Annotated in this window: 14 protein-coding genes; 8 read left to right on the top strand and 6 right to left on the bottom strand. The window is 72.4% G+C overall.

What is annotated here, in order from left to right; translation table 11 throughout:
- Positions 1–429: 429 nt before the first annotated feature.
- Positions 430–1446 carry a DUF222 domain-containing protein gene (locus OP04_RS14930; protein ID WP_033340263.1) on the bottom strand — a complete coding sequence of 339 codons (1017 nt, stop codon included), beginning with the start codon at positions 1444–1446 and terminating at the stop codon, positions 430–432.
- A 181-nt stretch (positions 1447–1627) separates the two neighbouring features.
- Between OP04_RS14930 and ligA the strand changes: the two genes are divergently transcribed.
- The 5 genes from ligA to gatB all read left to right on the top strand — a co-directional run bounded on the left by ligA (position 1628) and on the right by gatB (position 9816).
- Complete coding sequence (gene ligA / locus OP04_RS14935; RefSeq protein ID WP_232323596.1) at positions 1628–3769, top strand: NAD-dependent DNA ligase LigA; 2142 nt, start codon at positions 1628–1630, stop codon at positions 3767–3769.
- Positions 3770–3971: 202 nt separating this feature from the next.
- Entirely contained in the window at positions 3972–6326 is a 2355-nt protein-coding gene (locus tag OP04_RS14940) for a putative bifunctional diguanylate cyclase/phosphodiesterase (RefSeq protein ID WP_063746606.1), read from the top strand.
- 115 nt (positions 6327–6441) lie between these two features.
- Entirely contained in the window at positions 6442–6741 is a 300-nt protein-coding gene (gene gatC, locus OP04_RS14945; RefSeq protein ID WP_033340265.1) for an Asp-tRNA(Asn)/Glu-tRNA(Gln) amidotransferase subunit GatC, read from the top strand.
- A gap of 5 nt (positions 6742–6746) precedes the next feature.
- On the top strand, positions 6747–8222 hold the full coding sequence (gene gatA / locus OP04_RS14950; protein ID WP_033340266.1) for an Asp-tRNA(Asn)/Glu-tRNA(Gln) amidotransferase subunit GatA: 1476 nt from the start codon (positions 6747–6749) through the stop codon (positions 8220–8222).
- 88 nt (positions 8223–8310) lie between these two features.
- Complete coding sequence (gene gatB, locus OP04_RS14955; RefSeq protein ID WP_033340300.1) at positions 8311–9816, top strand: Asp-tRNA(Asn)/Glu-tRNA(Gln) amidotransferase subunit GatB; 1506 nt, start codon at positions 8311–8313, stop codon at positions 9814–9816.
- Between the two features lie 133 nt (positions 9817–9949).
- Here gatB and OP04_RS14960 read toward each other — a convergent pair whose 3' ends face one another.
- The 4 genes from OP04_RS14960 to OP04_RS14975 all read right to left on the bottom strand — a co-directional run bounded on the left by OP04_RS14960 (position 9950) and on the right by OP04_RS14975 (position 14517).
- Positions 9950–10372, bottom strand: coding sequence for a DUF6086 family protein (locus tag OP04_RS14960; protein ID WP_157239843.1), 423 nt, complete (start codon positions 10370–10372; stop codon positions 9950–9952).
- Positions 10373–10407: 35 nt separating this feature from the next.
- Positions 10408–13002 carry a putative bifunctional diguanylate cyclase/phosphodiesterase gene (locus OP04_RS14965; RefSeq protein WP_063746607.1) on the bottom strand — a complete coding sequence of 865 codons (2595 nt, stop codon included), beginning with the start codon at positions 13000–13002 and terminating at the stop codon, positions 10408–10410.
- Between the two features lie 157 nt (positions 13003–13159).
- Entirely contained in the window at positions 13160–13438 is a 279-nt protein-coding gene (locus OP04_RS14970) for a ubiquitin-like small modifier protein 1 (RefSeq protein ID WP_033340267.1), read from the bottom strand.
- Positions 13438–14517 carry a WD40/YVTN/BNR-like repeat-containing protein gene (locus OP04_RS14975; RefSeq protein ID WP_033340268.1) on the bottom strand — a complete coding sequence of 360 codons (1080 nt, stop codon included), beginning with the start codon at positions 14515–14517 and terminating at the stop codon, positions 13438–13440. Before OP04_RS14975 ends, OP04_RS14970 begins: the two co-directional genes overlap by 1 nt.
- Positions 14518–14647: 130 nt before the next feature.
- Between OP04_RS14975 and OP04_RS14980 the strand changes: the two genes are divergently transcribed.
- Complete coding sequence (locus OP04_RS14980; RefSeq protein WP_033340269.1) at positions 14648–15037, top strand: PH domain-containing protein; 390 nt, start codon at positions 14648–14650, stop codon at positions 15035–15037.
- Between the two features lie 37 nt (positions 15038–15074).
- Positions 15075–15731, top strand: a complete 657-nt coding sequence (locus OP04_RS14985; RefSeq protein ID WP_033340270.1) for an esterase/lipase family protein — start codon at positions 15075–15077, stop codon at positions 15729–15731.
- Between the two features lie 735 nt (positions 15732–16466).
- On the opposite strand, the gene OP04_RS14990 is transcribed toward OP04_RS14985, so the two are convergent.
- The gene (locus OP04_RS14990) at positions 16467–17345 is read right to left on the bottom strand and encodes an SDR family NAD(P)-dependent oxidoreductase (RefSeq protein ID WP_033340271.1); all 879 of its coding nucleotides are present in this window, start codon (positions 17343–17345) and stop codon (positions 16467–16469) included.
- Positions 17346–17415: 70 nt separating this feature from the next.
- Here OP04_RS14990 and OP04_RS14995 point away from each other — a divergent pair, with 70 nt between their 5' ends.
- Positions 17416–18000: a TetR/AcrR family transcriptional regulator gene (locus OP04_RS14995; RefSeq protein WP_033340272.1), complete on the top strand. Its 585-nt coding sequence runs from the start codon at positions 17416–17418 to the stop codon at positions 17998–18000.
- The last annotated feature ends 526 nt before the right edge of the window (positions 18001–18526 follow it).

Genomic DNA, 18526 nt, shown 5'->3' on the forward strand with positions numbered 1-18526 from the left:
ACCTCGGAGAGGCCTGAGCCCCGGCGTCCTCTCCTCCGAGCGGCGCGACGCCGGGGCTCCCCGTGCTGGGGCGGCGCAGACGTAGGGCACGGAGTACGTGTGTCGCAAGGTGGTGTGGTTGTGCCGCCCTGGAGATTTGTGAAGCGACCGGCGATGCCGACCAGTCACTGCGGTGCCGAACGGAGCCGGTCGATCACACATCCCCGCATCGGCACGCCCGTCGAGCGACCCGGGGCCACCCACGGCTCGTGCATTGCCCGTGGCTCTCGCCCTGCCGCGCCCCTGCGCTGTGTGCTGCCCGGGGCGGGTGCGACCGATCGGTGAAGGTGCGACGGACTTCCGTGCGGGGGCGGACCGGACGAGTGCGTACCGGTGAGGGTTGGTGGGGTTGTGGGCGGTCGGCCGCTCCGGTGGGCGTGCGGCGAGGGGTCAGCGCCGGGTGGGGTGGCGGCGGCCGTTCTTGTCGGTGCCGTGGTGGGTGGACTTGGTGCGCTTGCGGGTGGTGCGGTTCGGGAGACGGGTGCGGGGTGTGTTCAGCGCGACGACCACGCCGGTCGGGTCGGTGGTGAGGGGCTGGACCAGGGCGTCGCGGCCGTCCGGGGCGGGGCGGGTGGGGGCGACGAGGGACAGGCGGCAGATCTCGACCAGCGCGTCGGCGCGACGCTCTGCCGCGGCCGGGGTGTCCTCGGGGGCGTGCGGGGCGATGGGCGTGTGCCGGGTGGCGGGAGACGGGGCGCCGTAGCGGTGGAGCGCGGCCTCCAGGACGGCGGCGGACCGGGCGTCGAGCACGCCGGTCAGCCGCACGGCGTCGCCGTCGGCGGCGGGGGTGACGGACAGGCGCCGGGTGGTGCGGGCGGTGGGCGCGGTGGCGGCCTCGCGGCGGCGGGCGGTCTCGCGGGCGGCGGCGCCGGGCGGATCGAGGAGGTCCAGCACGTGGTCGCTGGAGCGGGCGAGCCGGACCGCGTCGAGCCGGTCGGCCTCGGCGATCAGCATGGTCTCGGCGGCGTCGGCGCGGGTGGCGTCGATCGTGTCCGGCAGGTCGTGGACGGTGCGGGCGATCGCGCCGGCCTGCTCCGCGTTGACCCGGCCGGTGCGCAGCGCGGCGGCGAGTCTCGGGCGGGTGCACACCTGCCGGGCGCGCTTCGCGAGACGACGGGCCGCGGGGACGGTGAGGTGGAGCTCTTCGGCCAGCCAGGCGCTCGTACCCGCGCGCCTCTTGATCTTGGTTAAAGATCGAATGTCGGCCTGCTGAATAAGGTGGAGCAGGAGCGCGGTCACGGCCTGCTGGGCGGCGTGGGCCTCGGCCAGGGCGGCGAGCACGTCATCGTCCGGCATGGACCAGGGCTGGCCGTCTGTGCAGCTCATCGCCGCGGCGCGGAGGTTGCGCACGGCGTCGAGCAGGGAGGCGGGCTGCGGATCGGCCGGGTTGGTGGGGGTGTGTGTCATGGGGACCATGGTCGTACTGGTGTGTGAATGATCGCAATAAAGTTGATCGATTGGTTTGTTGAGAGTTCGGGGTGCCGGTCGTTCGAAAATGTCGGTCCCGATCGTTACCGTGCAGGGGACGGCGCGAGGACCGGACGGGGGCGGCGCGATGGTGGCTGATGCGGTGCGAGACGGCGGAATCGTGCCTGAGATCGATGCGGAGGCCGAGGTCACCGCCGCGCAGGTGGCGGCCGCGGGTCCGCCGCCCACGGCCGAGGCGAGCCGGCGGCACGCCGAGCTGAGCACCGAGCTGACCGATCATCAGTACCGCTACTACGTGCTGGACTCGCCCACGATCCCGGACGGCGAGTTCGACACGCTGCTGCGCGAGCTGGAGGCGATCGAGCAGCAGTTCCCCGCGCTCCGGACGCCGGATTCGCCCACCCAGCGGGTCGGCGGCACGTTCTCGACGCTGTTCACGCCGGTGCAGCACGCGGAGCGGATGTTGTCGCTCGACAACGTGTTCAGCAAGGAGCAGCTCGCGGCCTGGGTCGATCGGGTCACGCGGGACGCGGGCGGTCCGGTGCGGTTCATCTGTGAGCTGAAGGTGGACGGTCTCGCGATCAATCTGACGTATGAGAAGGGGCGGCTGGTCCGGGCCGCGACCCGCGGTGACGGATACACGGGTGAGGACGTCACGGCCAACGTGCGCACCATCCGCGCGATCCCGGAGCGGCTCGCCGGCGACGACGTGCCGGATCTGGTGGAGGTCCGCGGTGAGATCTACTTCCCGGTCGAGGAGTTCGCGGGGCTGAACGCGAGCCTGGTCGAGCAGGGCAAAGCGCCGTTCGCGAATCCGCGCAGTGCGGCGTCCGGCAGCCTCCGGCAGAAGGATCCGCGGGTCACGGCGTCCCGGCCGTTGCGCATGGTCGTGCACGGCATCGGCGCGCGCGCCGGTTTCCGGCCGGAGAGCCAGTCCGCGGCGTACGCACAGCTGGCTGCCTGGGGTCTGCCGACCAGCGACCGCTGGCGCCTGGTCGACGGTGCCGGCGAGATAGACGCCTTCATCGATGAGTACGCGAGGCGGAAGCGCCACTCGGTCGAGCACGAGATCGACGGCGTGGTGGTGAAGGCGGACGCGGTCGCGATCCAGGGACGGCTCGGCGCGACCAGCCGGGCGCCGCGGTGGGCGATCGCGTTCAAGTACCCGCCGGAGGAGGTGACCACGGTCCTGCGCGACATCCAGGTGAACGTGGGCCGCACCGGCCGGGTCACCCCGTTCGCCGTGATGGAGCCGGTCCTGGTCGCGGGCTCGACCGTGACGCTGGCGACGCTGCACAACGCGCGCGAGGTCGTGCACAAGGGCGTCCTGATCGGCGACACCGTGGTGCTGCGCAAGGCCGGCGACGTGATCCCCGAGGTGCTCGGCCCGGTGCTGGAGAAGCGCCCGGCGGACGCGCGCGCGTTCGTCATGCCGGCCCGGTGCCCGTCCTGCGACGCGGAGCTGGCGCCGGCGAAGGAGTCGGACATCGACATCCGCTGCCCGAACAGCCGGAACTGCCTGGCGCAGCGGCACGCGCGGCTGGTGCACCTGGCTCATCGCGATGTGCTGGAGATCGAGGCGCTCGGCAGCAAGGCCGCGTTCGCGCTGGTCGACGACGGCGTCATCTTCGACGAGGGCGACCTGTTCGCGCTCGACGAGGGGAAGCTGCTGACGTCGCCGTTCTTCGTGAACAAGGACGGCTCGCTCGGCAGCAACGCGCACAAGCTGCTGGAGAACCTCGTCGAGGCGCGGCAGCGTCCGTTGTGGCGGCTGCTGGTCGCGCTCTCGATCCGGCACGTCGGGCCGAAGGCGTCGAAGGCGCTGGCGCGCGAGCTCGGGTCGATCGAGGCCATCGCGGAGGCGGAGGTGGAGCGGCTGGTCGCGGTCGAGGGCGTCGGGAAGACGATCGCGGAGAGCCTGGCCGAGTGGTTCCGGGTCGACTGGCACCGGGAGATCGTCGAGAAGTGGCGCGCGTCCAGTGTGGTGCTGGAGGAGGAGCGCGATCTCGACGCGCCCGAGCCGCTGAAGGGGATCACCGCGGTGGTGACCGGCACGTTGGCCGGCTTCACCCGGGACGGCGCGAAGGAGGCGGTCGAGTCCCGGGGCGGCAAGGTGAGCGGCTCGGTGTCGAAGAAGACGCACTTCGTGGTGGTGGGCGAGAACCCGGGCAGCAAGGCGGACAGGGCGCGCGAGCTGAAGGTGCCGGTGCTCGACGAGGCCGGCTTCGAGGTGCTGCTCGCGGACGGACCCGATGCGGCACGTGCGGCGGCCGTGAATCGCGAGGAGGATTCGGAGAGCTGACGATGATCCGCTGGACACATGATTGTCCATGCAACAGAGAGTCGTCGCGCGTAAACAAAGGGTAATTGCGGGTGCTTGTGACGTATATCAAGTTAGTCACGGCTACGCCCGTTTCATGCCTCGGTGCCCCCGCCGACCTATCGTGAAGCGGTCGACGCAGGGCCTGTCTGTCGACTGAGGCCTACAACACGGGGGAGGTCTCGTGGAGCCCGCATCGCTGCGGAACCTGGTGCCGCCGGATCGCGCGGTGCCGTTCCTGGGCTTCGTGTGGGCCGTGATCCTGGGCGCGGCCACCGCGTCGGCGGGGGCGCTGCTCGCGCTCCCCGGCCAGGTGACCGCGCTGCCGATCTCGTTCTGGGTCATGGCCGTGCTGGCCGTGCTGATCGACGCGCGCCCGTTCACGCCCTCCGGGCGGCGGCTCGGCGCGGCGATCCTTGCTTCGGTCTGCCTCACCTTCGCGATCATGCTGGGCTGGGGGCTCGGCCCGGCGATCGTCGTGCAGGCCGCGGCCGTCGCGGTCTCCGGCGCGCGCATGCGCAGCAGCATCTGGCGCACCGGCTTCAACATCGCCCAGCACGCGCTCGCGCTGGCCGCGGCCGCCGCGGTGCTCGCGGCAGGGCCCGAGCTGGCGTTCCGGGCCGGCGGCAATCCCTCGTGGACCGACGTGCTTGCGGTCGTGGCAGCCGGCGCGGCCTGGTTCGCGGTCACCTACGGCACCGTCACCACCGCGGTCTGGCTGCGGTTCGGCGGCCGGTGGCCGGTCATGTTCGTCAGCGGCCTCGGCTTCGAGGTGCTTTCGGCCGGCTCGCTGCTGTTCCTGAGCCCGTTGCTGGTCGTCGCCGCGCACCTCAGCGCCGCGCTGATCCCGCTCATCCTGCTGCCGCTCTACGCGGTCTACCGGATGGCGCGGCTCTCCACCGCGCACGAGAAGATCTCCCGGCTCGACCCGCTCACCGGGCTCGCCAACCGCAAGGCGCTGCTCGCCGAGGTTGCGGACCAGGCGGCCGCGCACGCGGAACGGGCCGCCCGCGGCGGGCCCGACCGGCACATGGCGCTGCTCCTGCTGGACCTCGACCGGTTCAAGCGGGTCAACGACGCGCTCGGCCACGCGGTCGGCGACCGGCTGCTCACCGAGGTCGCCAAGCGGCTCGCCACGGTCGTGGAGGCGCCGGCCGTGCTCGCCCGGCTCGGCGGCGACGAGTTCGCGGTGCTCGCGCCGCGGCTCGCGGACGTCGCGGCCGCGCGCCGGACCGCCGCCGTGATCGCCGAGGCGCTGGACGAGCCGGTGCTGCTGGACGGCCTGCCGCTCGACATCGGAGGGTCGATCGGCGTCGCGATCTACCCCGAGCACGGCACCGACTTCGAGACGTTGATGCGGCACGCGGACGTCGCCATGTACGAGGCGAAGCAGCGCGGCGATGCGGTCTCGGTCTACGCGCCGGAGGCCGACCACAACTCGCCCGAGCGGCTCAGCCTGCTCGGCGACCTGCGCACCGCGCTCGAGGTGACCGGCGGCGTCGCGGCCTACCTGCAGCGCGACGCGGACTCCGAGGTCACGGACGTGCCGCAGCTGCCGGGCGCCGGAGAGATCCGCATGTACTACCAGCCGCAGGTCGCGATCGACACCGGCGAGGTCGTCGGCGTCGAGGCGCTGCTGCGCTGGCGGCACCCGGAGCGCGGCATGGTGCACCCGGAGGAGCTGATCAAGGCGGCCGAGCACACCGCGGTGATGCGGCTGCTCACCCGCCGGGTGATCGACGACGTGATCGAGCAGCTCGCGAGGTGGCGGGACGAGGGCCTGCCGATGCGGGCCGCGCTCAACGTCAGCGTCCGGGACCTGCACACCGGCGACATCGTCGACCAGATCGAGGACCGGCTCGCGCGGTACGGCCTGCCCGCGGACCGGCTGCAGCTGGAGATCACCGAGAGCGCGCTGATGGCCGACCCGCGCCGGGTCCTGGTCACGCTTTCCCGGCTCGCACGGCTCGGCATCGCGATCGCGCTCGACGACTTCGGCACCGGCTACTCGTCCATGCAGCACCTGCGCCGGCTGCCGCTCTCCGAGGTGAAGATCGACCGCTCGTTCGTGCTCGGCATGGTCGAGGACGGCGACGACGCGGCGATCGTCAAGTCCATGATCGAGCTCGCCGGCGCGCTCGGCCTGCGCGTCGTTGCCGAGGGCGTCGAGGACGAGCGCACCTGGCGGATGCTGCGCGCCGCCGGCTGCCACGTCGCGCAGGGCTGGTTCTACGGCCGCCCGATGCCGGCCGAGGAGTTCGGCGTCTGGCTCTCCCGCTACCGCCCGCCGGTCCTGCACGACGCGCGCCCGGAGGACCGACCGCTCAACGACGCGCGCACCGACGTCCACCCGGAGGAGAAGCCGGCCGAGCCCGGCTCGTTCCCCCGCCGCAACGGCCGGCGGACGAACCGGCGCGCCGAGGGCGGTGTGCCGGAGAGCCGCGGCGAGAGCACGCTGGAAGGCCTGGACGACGATTCCGCACCGGCGGCGCGCGGCATCCGGGGAGTCGCTCGGGCCGGTGCCGAGGGTGACAAATAGACTCGCACAGGTCACCGACCCGTGCGACGCTGCGCGCAAGCCCGGCCTGCCCAGCTGCGCGGCGCGACGCCGGTCACAGGTCAATCGAAGAGCGAACTACCAAGGGGGCAATCCCATGGCCGCCATCTCCCGCGAGGAGGTCGCGCACCTGGCGCGCCTGTCGCGGCTTGCCGTGACGGAGCAGGAGCTGGACGTTTTCGCCGGTCAGCTCGACGTGATCCTGCAGTCGGTCGCCCGGATCGGCGACGTCGCCGCTACGGACATTCCGCCGACGTCGCACTCGGTGCCGCTGACCAACGTCTTCCGGGACGACGTCGTGGTCCCCGGGCTGTCGCAGGAAGGCGCGCTCTCCGGCGCCCCCGACGCCGAGGACGGGCGATTCCGCGTCCCGCGCATCCTGGATGAGGAGGCCTGAGCCCGATGTCGGATCTCACCCGGCTGACCGCGGCCGAACTGGCCGCCACGATCGCCGCCGGCGACGTCTCCGCGGTCGAGGTGGCCCAGGCGCACCTGGACCGGATCGCCGCCGTGGACGAGCGCGTGCACGCGTTCCTGCACGTCGACACGGAGGGCGCGCTCGCCGCCGCCCGTGACGTGGACACGCGGCGTGCCGCGGGCGAGGAGCTCGGCCCGCTGGCCGGCGTCCCGATCGCGGTCAAGGACGTGCTCGCCACCAAGGGCGTTCCGACCACCGCCGCCTCCAGGATCCTGGAGGGGTGGCGGCCGCCGTACGACGCCACGATCGTCGAGCGGCTGCGCGCCGCCGGCACCGTGATGCTCGGCAAGACCAACATGGACGAGTTCGCGATGGGCTCGTCCACGGAATACTCCGCCTACGGCGCCACGAACAACCCGTGGGACCTCGGGCGCATCCCGGGCGGCTCCGGCGGCGGCAGCGCGGCCGCGATCGCGGCCTACGAGGCCCCGCTCGCGATCGGCACGGACACCGGCGGCTCGATCCGCCAGCCTGGCGCCGTCACCGGCACGGTCGGCGCGAAGCCCACCTACGGCGGCACCTCGCGGTACGGGCTGATCGCGTTCTCCTCGTCGCTCGACACGCCCGGCCCGTGCGCCCGGAACGTGCAGGACGCGGCGCTGCTGCACTCGGTCATCGCCGGCCACGACCCGCGCGACTCCACGTCCATCCCGCAGGCCGTGCCGGACGTGGTCGCGGCCGCACGGCTCGGCGCGAACGGCGACCTGACCGGCGTCAAGGTCGGCCTGGTCAGCGAGTTCAACGGTGAGGGCGCGGAGCCGGGCGTGATGGCCGCGTTCCGGGACGCGGTCGAGGCGCTGACCAAGCTGGGCGCGGAGGTCGTCGAGATCTCCTGCCCGCACTTCCAGTACGCGCTGCCCGCCTACTACCTGATCGCGCCGAGCGAGGCCTCGTCGAACCTGGCCCGGTTCGACGGCGTCCGGTTCGGGCTGCGCACCGGCGACGACGGCAAGCACTCGCTGGAGGAGGTCATGTCGCTGACCCGCGAGGCCGGTTTCGGCCCCGAGGTCAAGCGCCGGATCATCCTGGGCACGTACGCGTTGTCGTCCGGCTACTACGACGCCTACTACGGCCAGGCACAGAAGGTGCGCACGCTCATCACGCGCGACTTCACGTCCGCCTTTGAGCAGGTCGACGTGCTGGTCTCGCCGACCACGCCGTTCGTGGCGTTCCCGTTCGGCTCGCGGACCAGCGATCCGTACCAGATGTACCTGGCCGACCTGTTCACGATCCCGACGAACCTGTACGGCGGACCGGCCATCTCGGTGCCGTGCGGCCTCTCCGAGGGACTGCCGGTCGGTCTGCAGATCATGGCCCCGACGATGGCCGACGACCGGATGTACCGGGTCGCGGCCGCGCTGGAGTCCACGGTCGGTGTGCTGACCCCGCCGGCGCTGTAACGCTGAAGACACGGCGGGAGCCGGAACAGGCTCCCGCCGTACCCCCGCTGCTTTGTTTGGTTTTGAAATGAAGAACCCGGGAGAGTTCATGACCACGACCGTGCTGCCGCCGTACGACGATGTCGTCGCGCGCTACGAGCCGGTGATCGGCCTGGAGACGCACGTCGAGCTCGGGACGAAGACGAAGATGTTCTGCGGGTGCCCGACCGAGTTCGGCGCGGAGCCCAACACGCAGGTCTGCCCGGTCTGCCTCGGTCTGCCCGGCGCACTGCCGGTGCCGAACCGCGCCGCGATCGAGGCGACGATCCGGATCGGGCTCGCGCTCAACTGCTCGATCGCGGAGTGGTGCCGGTTCGCCCGGAAGAACTACTTCTACCCGGACATGCCGAAGAACTTCCAGACCAGCCAGTACGACGAGCCGCTCTGCGTCGACGGCTACCTCGACGTCGAGGTCGACGGCGAGATGGTGCGCGTCGAGATCGAGCGCGTGCACCTGGAGGAGGACACCGGCAAGACGCTGCACGTCGGCGGCGCGACCGGGCGCATCCACGGCGCCACCGAGTCGCTCGTGGACTACAACCGGGCCGGCATCCCGCTCGTCGAGATCGTCACCAAGCCGATCCCGGGCACCGGGGCGAAGGCGCCGCTGGTCGCGCGCGCCTACGTGACCGAGCTGCGCGACGTGATCCGCTCGCTGAACGTCTCGGACGTGCGCATGGAGCAGGGCTCGATGCGCTGCGACGTGAACACCTCGCTCACCCCGGCCGGCCAGACCGAGTGGGGCACCCGCACCGAGACCAAGAACGTGAACTCGCTGCGGTCCGTCGAGCGCGCGGTCCGCGCCGAGATGATCCGCCAGGCGTCGCTGCTCGACGTCGGCACCCGGATCTTCCAGGAGACCCGCCACTTCCAGGAGGACACCGGCGACACGCGCGCCGGACGGTCCAAGGAGGAGGCGACCGACTACCGGTACTTCCCGGAGCCGGACCTGGTGCCGATGGCGCCGGACGCGGCCTGGGTCGCCGAGCTCAAGGCCGCGCTGCCGGAGGCGCCGCGCCTGCACCGCAAGCGGCTGCAGGAGCAGTGGGACCTCACGGACCAGGACATGCAGTCCGTGGTCAACGCGGGCGCGGTCGAGCTGATCGAGGCCACGATCGCGGCCGGCGCGACCGCCGCGGGCGCGCGCAAGTGGTGGCTGGGCGAGCTGGCCCGGCGCGCGAACGAGGAGGGCATCGAGCTCTCCACGGTCGGCGCCACGCCGGCCCAGGTCGCGGAGCTGCAGCAGCTGGTCGACGAGGGCAAGCTCAACGACAAGCTGGCCCGCGCGGTCCTGGAGGGCGTGGTCGCGGGCGAGGGCTCGCCGCGCGAGATCATGACCGCGCGCGGGCTCGAGGTCGTCTCCGACACGGGCGCGCTCACCGCGGCCGTGGACGACGCGATCGCGGCGAACCCGGACGTGGCCGCCAAGATCCGTGACGGCAAGGTCGCGGCGGCGGGCGCGCTGGTCGGTGCGGTCATGAAGACCACGCGCGGCCAGGCCGACGCGAAGACGGTCCGCGAGCTGATCCTCTCGCGCCTCGGCGTCGAGGGCTGAGGTAGAGCCGCAGGCAAACGGCCCGGCCGGGTTTCTCCGGCCGGGCCGAAACCATTCAAGACCATCTGAGGGTACGAAGGAGAGCCCGCCCCACCTGGGCCGGCGCGAGCTGCTCACACCATGTCGATGCGGGTCACCACGGCATCGCCCGGCCCATCTCGTCCGCGGCCCGCCGCAGCAGCTCCACGTCCCCCATCGGCCCGACGCCGTCGGCGAACACCACCACGTTCCGCTCGTCCATCGCCCCCGCCGGCCCGGTCAGCTCAGGAACCGACCCGCCGGCCCGCTCCACCAGCACGATCCCGACCGCGGCTACCGGCTCGACGAGCGCGCGCAGCACCGGATGCGTCGCCGTGCGATACCTGCCCACCAGCGCCCCCACGAACGCGGTGAACTCCGGCAGGTCGATGTCGTACTCGTCGCCTATCTCCGGCCCGAGACCGGTCGGCACCCCGGCGATCGGCGCCACCGCCTCGACCTGACGGGCGAACAGCCGCGCCACCGCGGTCGCCGGATTCCACAACTCCACGGCGCCGGCCTGGAAATATTGGCTCACCACCGCATTGTGCGGCAGCCGCGCGAACCGACCGATCAGGACAGTGTGGTCGGTTCCGTCAGGAACGCCTCGACCCGTTCCGCCGGCGCCGGCCGCGACAGCCGGAAGCCCTGCCCGCGCGGCAGCCCGGCCCGGACCGCCTCGCGCACCTGCTCCGTCGTCTCCAGCCGCTCCGCCACGATCTCCAGGCCGAGCCGCCGCCCCAGCCCGACGATCACGTCGATCAGCGGTTGCCCGCCCGACTCCGCGTCGACCGGGCGGGAGATCAGCTCACCGTCCACCTTGAGCATGTCGACCGGCATGCGGCGCAGCTGGGCCAGCGACGCCTGCCCGGCCCCGAAGTCGTCGATCGCGGTCCGTACCCCCAGGGCACGCAGTTTGGCGAACTGGGTGACCACGGCCGGCATGTCGTCCGGGATCCGGTCCTCCGCGACCTCCATGACCAGCCGTTCCGGCGCGATGCCGTGCGCGTTCAGCATCGCGGCGACGCGGTGCACGAAGTCCGGCACGGCCAGCTCGCGCGGCGACACGTTGACCGTGAGCGTGAGCGCGGGGTGCGCCGGCGTCCACTCCGCGAGCCGGCGCAGCGCGGTGGAGAGCACCCAGGTGCCGATCTCCGGCATCACGCCCAGCGCCTCCGCGACCGGGATCAGCTCGCCCGGGTGGACCGTGCCGAGCGTGGGGTTGCGCCAGCGCAGCAACGCCTCGACCCCGGCCGTGGCGCGCTCGGGCAGCGCGAGGATCGGCTGGTAGACCAGGTCCAGCTCGCCGCGGTCGGTGACGCCGACGATCTCCCGCTCGATGTCCATCCGGCGGACGAGCTGCTCCTCCAGGTACGAGTCGTACCACTCGATCCGGTCCGGCCCCTGCTGGCGGGCGCGGCGCCGGGCCAGGTCCGCGCGGCGCAGCACCTCGTCGATGCTGGTCGCGGACGCGCCGACCTCGGCCAGGCCGACGCTCACGTGCAGGTCGATGAGCGTGCCGGGCAGCTGGTACGGCGCGGTCAGCACGGTCAGCAGCCGGGTCCCCAGCGCGTACGCCAGCACCGGCCCCTGCACGGTCAGCACCGCGAACTCGCCGCCGCCGAGCCGCCCCGGCAGATCGTCCGGCGTGAGCAGCGACCGCATCCGCCGCCCGGCCTCGACCAGCAGTGCGTCCGCGGTCTCGCGCCCGCGCTGGTCGCTGAGGTCCGCGATGCCGAGCAGTTCGACGACGAGCAGCGCGCCGGTGTGGCCGGGGACGGCCCGCTGCGCCGCGAGCGTCCGCATGATCTCGCGCCGGTTCGGCAGCCCGGTGAGCTGGTCCGTGTACGCGATCTCGTGCAGTTTCCGTTCCAGGTGCTTGCGGTCGCCGATGTCCCGCACGTGCACGACCAGCGCGCTCACCTCGGGGACGTCCCGCTGGTCGCTGATCGTGGACTCGGTGTCGCGCCACGCGCCGTACCCGTCGCGCAGTTTTGCCGTGATCAACGGCGGTCGTTCCGCGGGCGTGCCCTCGGCGGCCAGCACCTCGCGGAGCACGGAGACCGCGTCCGCGCGATCGTCCGGGTGCAGCAGGCCGGCGAACGAGCGCCCGACCACCTCCGCGTCGGAGAGCCCGAAGAGACGGGCCGCGGCCGGGGACTGCCAGCGCACGATCAGGTCGGTGCCGATCATGAGCGTGAGGTCGTTGGCGCCGGAGACCAGCGACCGGAACTGCGCCTCCTGCGTGGCGAGCCGCCGGCTGTACCGGCGGATGTCCAGCACGGCCAGGATCTCCCGGAGCACCACGCACGGGATGATCGACAGTCCGAGCAGGATGGACCGGGCGTCGAAGCTGTGGCCGGCGAGCACGTGGTAGACCGCGCTGCCGAGCGCTATCAGCATCGGCACCGCGAGCACCGGGTATCCGGTCAGGACGGACTCGGGGGTGCCGGGCGGGGCCGGCGTCGGCTCCTGCGCGGTGCGGCGCGCGCCCGCGGCCGCGATCAACGGCCCGGCGGAGACGAACAGCGCGGAGCCGAGCAGCACGTACGGATTTCCCTCGTACGCGTAGTGCACGATCCCGCCGAGGCCGATCAGCGCGAACGTGGCCCCGCCGCCGCAGAGCCACGCGGCGGGACGGTAGGTGGTGACCCGCAGCGCGGTGATCACGATGACCGAGAGCGCGGCGGCGGACAGCAGCGTGGTGGCCAGCGCGGCCGGGGGCATCGACGCCCCGCCGGGTATCAGGTACGCCGCGAACGCCAGGCTGGTGCCCACGCCCGCGCCGTCGACCGCGCGCCGCAGCCGGGCCGGCACGGTCGTGGCCGCGCCCGGCAGCAGGATGATCCCGGACAGGTAGACCATCGCGGACCCGACCAGCCCGGCCATCGCGACCGTCGGCCGGACGTCCGGCCCTGTGGCCAGCACGCCGAGCACGGTGAGCCCGGCCGCGATCGCGCCCATGCCGAGCAGCCCGGCGCCGCGGCACGGCCCGAACGTGCGGGTGGCCGCGTGGAGGCTCAGCGCCCGCCGGATCAGCGCGCTCGCCGCCTGTGCGGTGACCAGCACGATCGCCCCGCCGGCCGCGACGGGCGCGGACAGCAGCCCGGTCAGGCCGGCGACGAGCAGCAGCGCGCCGGCCGCGGGCAGAATGATTGACGTGGGCACCGGGTGGTCCTGTCGCCGAGGGAAACGCGAAAGGGTGGATCCGCCGCGCCTCGGCACGGCCGCACCTATCCATCAGCAACGATTGTTGCGTCGGTGAGTTACGGCACAGTAGCCGGGGCGGCCCCCAACCTACCGCGTTGGCGCAGGCCGGTGCGCGTCACCCGCCCGCGACCGACGGAATGATCTGAATCTCTGCGCCGTCCGGGACCGGCGTCTCCAGACCGCTCATCCGCCGGCACTCCTCGCCGTCGACGTAGAGATTCACGTACCGCCGGAGACCGCCCTGCTCGTCGCGCAGCCGCTTGGCCAGGCGCGGCCACCGGTCCGCGATCTCGGCGAGCACGTCCCGGACCGTGCCGGGCGCGGCCACCGAGAGCCTGGCCTCGTCGCCGGCGTCGGCCCGGAGCACGCCGGGCAGCAGGATCACCGCGCCCATCAGATCACCGCCGCCCGCACGCAGAGCACCGCGGGCAGGTGCGCGGCCACGGTCTCCCAGCTGTCGCCCTCGTCCAGGCTGGCGAAGACCTCGCCGGACTTCGCGCCGAAGTAGACGCCGGCCGGGTCGCCGCCGTCCACGCACATCGCGTCGCGCAGCACGGACGGGTAGAACGGCGTGGCCGGCAGCCCGTTCTCCAGCGCCTCCCAGGAACTGCCCGCGTCGCGGGACCGGTAGACGCGGCACCGGTGGTCCGCCGGGTAGCGGTCCATGTCCGCGATCATCGGGAAGTTCCAGATCGTGCCCGGCCGCGACGGGTGCGCCACGATCGGGAATCCGAAGTCGCCGGGCAGCGGCTCCGCGATCGACTCCCAGCTGGCCGCGCCGTCGTCGGACCGGTAGACGCCGTGGTGCACCTGCGCGTAGAACCGGTCCGGGTCCGCGCCGTCGCGTGCCACCTTGTGGACGCACTGCCCGTACTCCGGGAACGGGTCCGGCACGTGCACGGCCTTGATGCCGGCGTTGCCCGGCGCCCAGTTCGTGCCGCCGTCCGTGGTCCGGTAGACGCCGCCGGTCGACATCGCCACCACCATGCGCGCGTCGTCGCGCGGGTCGGGCAGGATCGTGTGGATCGCCTGACCGCCGCCGCCCGGCTCCCAGGTCGTCCGGTGCGGGTGGTCCCACAGGCCGCGGACCAGCGAGAACGAGCGGCCGCCGTCGTCGGAGCGGAACAGCGCGGACGGCTGCGTGCCCGCGTAGACCACCTCCGGCCGGTCGGCCGGGCCGGGCGTGAGCTGCCAGACGTTCTCCACCGCGGCGCCGGTGTCATCCGGGAACGTGATCGCCGGGTCGTCCGGCTCCTCCCAGGTCTTGCCGAGGTCAGAGCTGATCGCCACGCTCGGTCCCCAGTGGGCGGAGGACGCGCCGACCAGGATCCGCGGGGTGCCGCCGCGCGTGTCGATCGCCACCGCGTACACCGACTTCACGTTGAACTGCAACGGCTGCACGTCCCAGCCGCCGCCGTCGTGGGTCGCGAGGAACAACCCCTTCTCCGTGCCGATCGCCAGCAGTCGTGTCATGTCGAAACCTCGATTTCCAAGCCGGATAAGTCCTGCTCATGACCGTTCCCGGGTCAGTATGCCCCCGATCGGGCGAGTTAGGCCGCACCCGGCGCACCCGGCCGGGTGACGGCGGTGGGAGGATGCGGGGGTGAGCAGCAGGTCCACCGTGATCCGGTACCGCCAGTCCGGCCCCCTCGCCATCGCCGCCGGCCTTGCGACCGTCGGCGCGCTGGGGATGCCGGCCGCGAACCTCTGGCTCGCGCCTGTCGTGCTCGTCCCGCTGTCCGTCGCGGTCTGGGCCGCCCGGTCCGGCACCGACGCGGGCCCCACCGGCCTGCGCGTGCGCGCACTGCTCGGCTCCCGGCACATACCGTGGGCGGACGTGGCCGAGATCGCGCCCGGCGAGCGAGGCCGCGTGTTCGCGCTGCTCACCGACGGCACCGTGATCCGCCTGACCGGGGTGACCGCCCGCGCGCTCCCCGACCTGCTCAAGGCCGGGCAGCAGACGCTCGCCGCCGACTCCGAAATCCCGAAATAGCTCATAATTCGGGCTTGGCGGTCATATCGTCCGAGGCATGCGCCCGAAGCTCGCCGCTGCCCTGCTGGCCTTTCTCGCGATCCTGACCGGTACCGCCGCGCCGGCCCACGCCGCCGCCCGCCGCGAGCCCGTCGTCCTGATCCACGGCTACAACAGCACGCCCGCCACCTGGAACAAGCTGGTCGGACGCCTCAAGGCAGCCGGTTACGACGCCGCCGACATCCACCCGTTCGGCTACAACTACCGCGTCTCCAACGTCACCACGGCCGCGCTGCTCGACTCCTACATCTCGAAGATCGGCGCCGACCGCGTCGACATCGTGGCGCACTCCATGGGCGCGCTGGTCGCGCGCTACTACGTGAAGAATCTCGGCGGCGCCGCCCACGTCGACGACCTGATCTCGCTCGCGGGCCCCCACCACGGCACCCGCGTCCTCACGATCTGCTCCTTCGACCCCTCCTGTCGCGAAATGCTCCCGGGCTCCGCCTTCCTCCGCGCCCTCAACGCCGGCGACGAGACCCCCGGCGCGCTCGGCTGGCGCACCTTTTATTCGAAATGCGACCTCCTCGTCCTCCCCTACACCAGCGCTCTCCTCGACGGCGCCGAGAACACCGACGCCGGCTGCCTCGGCCACACCGAGTTCCGCCTAGTCGACAGCATCGGTGAGCAGGTCATCAAGGCCCTGAAGGACTAACGGTCACCACAGTGGATCACCGGGGCGGCCCGGGGACAGATGGTCTGCCGGAAACGCGCGTCCCGGGCGGCACAGGCTTCGGATCAAGAACTGCGAGCAGATCAAAACCTTGCTTTCCCGCTTCCGGCGTGGTTGCGGTCCGCATGCTCCCGCGGGCAAACCTCGCCGTCCGCCAAGACTCCGCTGGCGCTCCGCTTGCCTCCCGGCATCGGAGCCGGTCCCGCCGTGGTCCGGAAAACCCACGCGAGTCCCGCCCTGCCGCCTGCCCCCTGCCGCGCCGTCAGCCCGTGGCGCGCCGCCAGTCCGTGTCGGTGGTCCGCTCTGGCTCGTCCGTGTCGGTGGTTCGCTCTGGCTCGTCCGTGTCGGCGGTCCGTCCTGGCTCGTCGTGTCGGCGGTCCGTCCTGGCTCGTCCGTGCCGGCGGTCCGCCCCGCCCGCCCTTGGCGCGTCGCCCGCCCCCGGTGCCGTCCTGCCCGTCTGTCGCTGCCTGGCTGCCCATGGCGTCCGGGTTGAGCGGCAGCGATGACAGAGCTTGCGGCGTCCGTGCCTGCCGGAGCGCGTGATCAGCGGGCACTCCGCGCCCGAAATTTCGGGAAATAGCGGCCTCGGGGCTGTTTGCCGGCCGCATCTCGATGCCGAGAGTGCGGGAAGGCGACGACGTACCCGCGTTCCCCGGGCCATGATCGGCCGGGCCCGGTGTTCGGGGCGGAGGCCCTGGCGGGCCGGGTTTCGGGTGGTCAGGCCGTGGCGGGGTAGTTTTTCGGGAAGTGGGGGCGGAGGTCGGCGGCCAGCACGCGGTCGAGGATCCGGTCCGGGAGCAGGCGGGGGAGCCGGGTGAGGACGGCCGCGTCGCGGCCGACGGTGTAGCGGGTGCGGGGGCGGCGTACCGTCGCGGCGTCGGCGATGATCCGGCCGGCCGCCTCGGCGGGCAGGCCCGAGGCGGTGAACGCGGTGGCCTGGTTGATGATCGCCTGCAGCAGCCCGCCGTAGCGGCCGCGCTCGGCCGGGGACATCGCCGCGATGGTGGCGTTCGCCCGGGTGATGCCGTGGCCGGTCATCTCGGTGCGCACGCCGCCGGGCTCGACCACCACGACCTGCACGCCGTGCGGGGCGAGCTCGCGGCGCAGGGCGTCGCTCATCGCCTCCAGGGCGAACTTCGCGCCGCCGTACGCGCCGTAGGTCGGCAGCACGACCTTTCCGCCGATCGAGCTGATGTTCACCACCCGGCCGGAGCTCGCGTGGAGCGCGGGCAGGACGGCCTTGGTGACCGCGACGTGCCCGAAGAAGTTGACGTCGAACTGCCGCCGCCACTCGTCCATCGACAGCAGCTCGACCGGCGCGTTGATGGCGGTGCCGGCGTTGTTGATCACCGCGCGCAGCGGTCGTTGCGCCGGATCGGTGGTGATGCGGTGGGCGACCGCCTCGATCTGCGCCGGATCGGTGATGTCGAGGAGCACCGGCTCGAGACCCGGGGCGCGCAGCGCGTCGGCGTCCGCCTCCCGGCGCACGCCCGCGAGCACGTGAAAGCCGCGGCGGGCCAGCTCGCGCGCGGCGGCCGCCCCCATGCCGGTGGACGTGCCGCTGATCAGGATCAGTTCTTCATGTGACGTTGTCATGTGAATGACGGTACCGCTTCATGTGACATTGTCAAGTGAGTCGGATGACGCTGTCAGGTAGATTGACGGCATGGTCAGCAGAGTGGAGAGTGCGGCCGCCACCCGCCGCGCGCTTGTCGACGCCGCCGCGGCGCTGCTCGACGAGGGCGGCCCCGACGCCGTGACGCTCCGCGAGGTCGGCGCCCGCGCCGGGGTCTCCCGCGGCGCGCCCTACGGGCACTTCCCGGACAAGGAGCACCTGCTCGCCGCGGTCGCGGCCGAGCGCTGGGACGCGATCGGCGTCCGGCTGGACGCGCTCATCGCGGACCGTGACCGCCCGCCCGCCGACCGGCTGGAGCAGGCGCTGGCCGGCCTGATGGAGGTCGGCCGGCAGAGCCCGCACGCCTACGCGCTGATGTTCTCCACCCCGGTCGGTGTCTACCCCGACGCGATCGCTGCCGTGTCCCGCACGCACGACCAGTTCCTCGCCATCGTGACCGACGTGATCGGCGACCCCGCCAGATCCGGCCCGGTCGGCGCGCTGCTGATGAGCAGCGTGCAGGGCATCATCGCGATGGAGAACAGTGGCCTGCTCACCGCCGAGAAGTGGCACGTGACCGGCGACGAGCTGCTCCACATGCTGATCGACCGGATCGCCGCAAGCGACCGCCGCTAGTGGGCTGCCCGCCGAGGTTCACCGAGCCGGCCGTCAGGTGAACCAGGCGTCGTTCACATCGCTGGAACGACGTGGATGATGCCTGGATCATGGTCGTGGTCCGGTGAATGTCGATGGAGGCCGCACTGGACATCGCCACCATCGGGCCGTCCCTCTCTTTCCCGGACGGTCGCCGGACGGCATCCCGCGATCTACCTCGCGGGCGCCCGATCTGATGGCCGAGCGGTCGCCGGCCGCTGAGTGCCCGGCATCTCGTGACCTGATCGCGAGCGGCCATCAGGAGTCGCCGGGCCGAACCCTTTCGCCAAAGGCGCTATAAGCCGAAATTTCGGGCGCGGAGCGCCCGCGGTCGCACCCGGCTCGTGCCGACAGGAACGGGCAACAGAGCCGGAAGCTTGCGTGCCGGACCACCGCTGGAGCGGGAAGACCAAGGCGGGGGAGAGAGCCGCCGGGGGCGGGTAGACCAAGGCGGGGGGAGAGTCGCCGCGGGGGGTAGACCAAGGCAGGCGGGGGCAAGGCGGGGGAG

It is taken from the genome of Catenuloplanes japonicus (assembly GCF_000717135.1).
GTDB lineage: Bacteria > Actinomycetota > Actinomycetes > Mycobacteriales > Micromonosporaceae > Catenuloplanes > Catenuloplanes japonicus.

Bases quoted from the DNA above. Each gene is read 5' to 3' on its own strand.
- OP04_RS14930 (WP_033340263.1), bottom strand. From the start codon at position 1,446: ATGACACACACCCCCACCAACCCGGCCGATCCGCAGCCCGCCTCCCTG.
- gatC (WP_033340265.1), top strand. From the start codon at position 6,442: ATGGCCGCCATCTCCCGCGAGGAGGTCGCGCACCTGGCGCGCCTGTCG.
- gatA (WP_033340266.1), top strand. From the start codon at position 6,747: ATGTCGGATCTCACCCGGCTGACCGCGGCCGAACTGGCCGCCACGATC.
- gatB (WP_033340300.1), top strand. From the start codon at position 8,311: ATGACCACGACCGTGCTGCCGCCGTACGACGATGTCGTCGCGCGCTAC.
- OP04_RS14970 (WP_033340267.1), bottom strand. From the start codon at position 13,438: ATGGGCGCGGTGATCCTGCTGCCCGGCGTGCTCCGGGCCGACGCCGGC.
- OP04_RS14975 (WP_033340268.1), bottom strand. From the start codon at position 14,517: ATGACACGACTGCTGGCGATCGGCACGGAGAAGGGGTTGTTCCTCGCG.
- OP04_RS14985 (WP_033340270.1), top strand. From the start codon at position 15,075: ATGCGCCCGAAGCTCGCCGCTGCCCTGCTGGCCTTTCTCGCGATCCTG.
- OP04_RS14990 (WP_033340271.1), bottom strand. From the start codon at position 17,345: ATGACAACGTCACATGAAGAACTGATCCTGATCAGCGGCACGTCCACC.
- OP04_RS14995 (WP_033340272.1), top strand. From the start codon at position 17,416: ATGGTCAGCAGAGTGGAGAGTGCGGCCGCCACCCGCCGCGCGCTTGTC.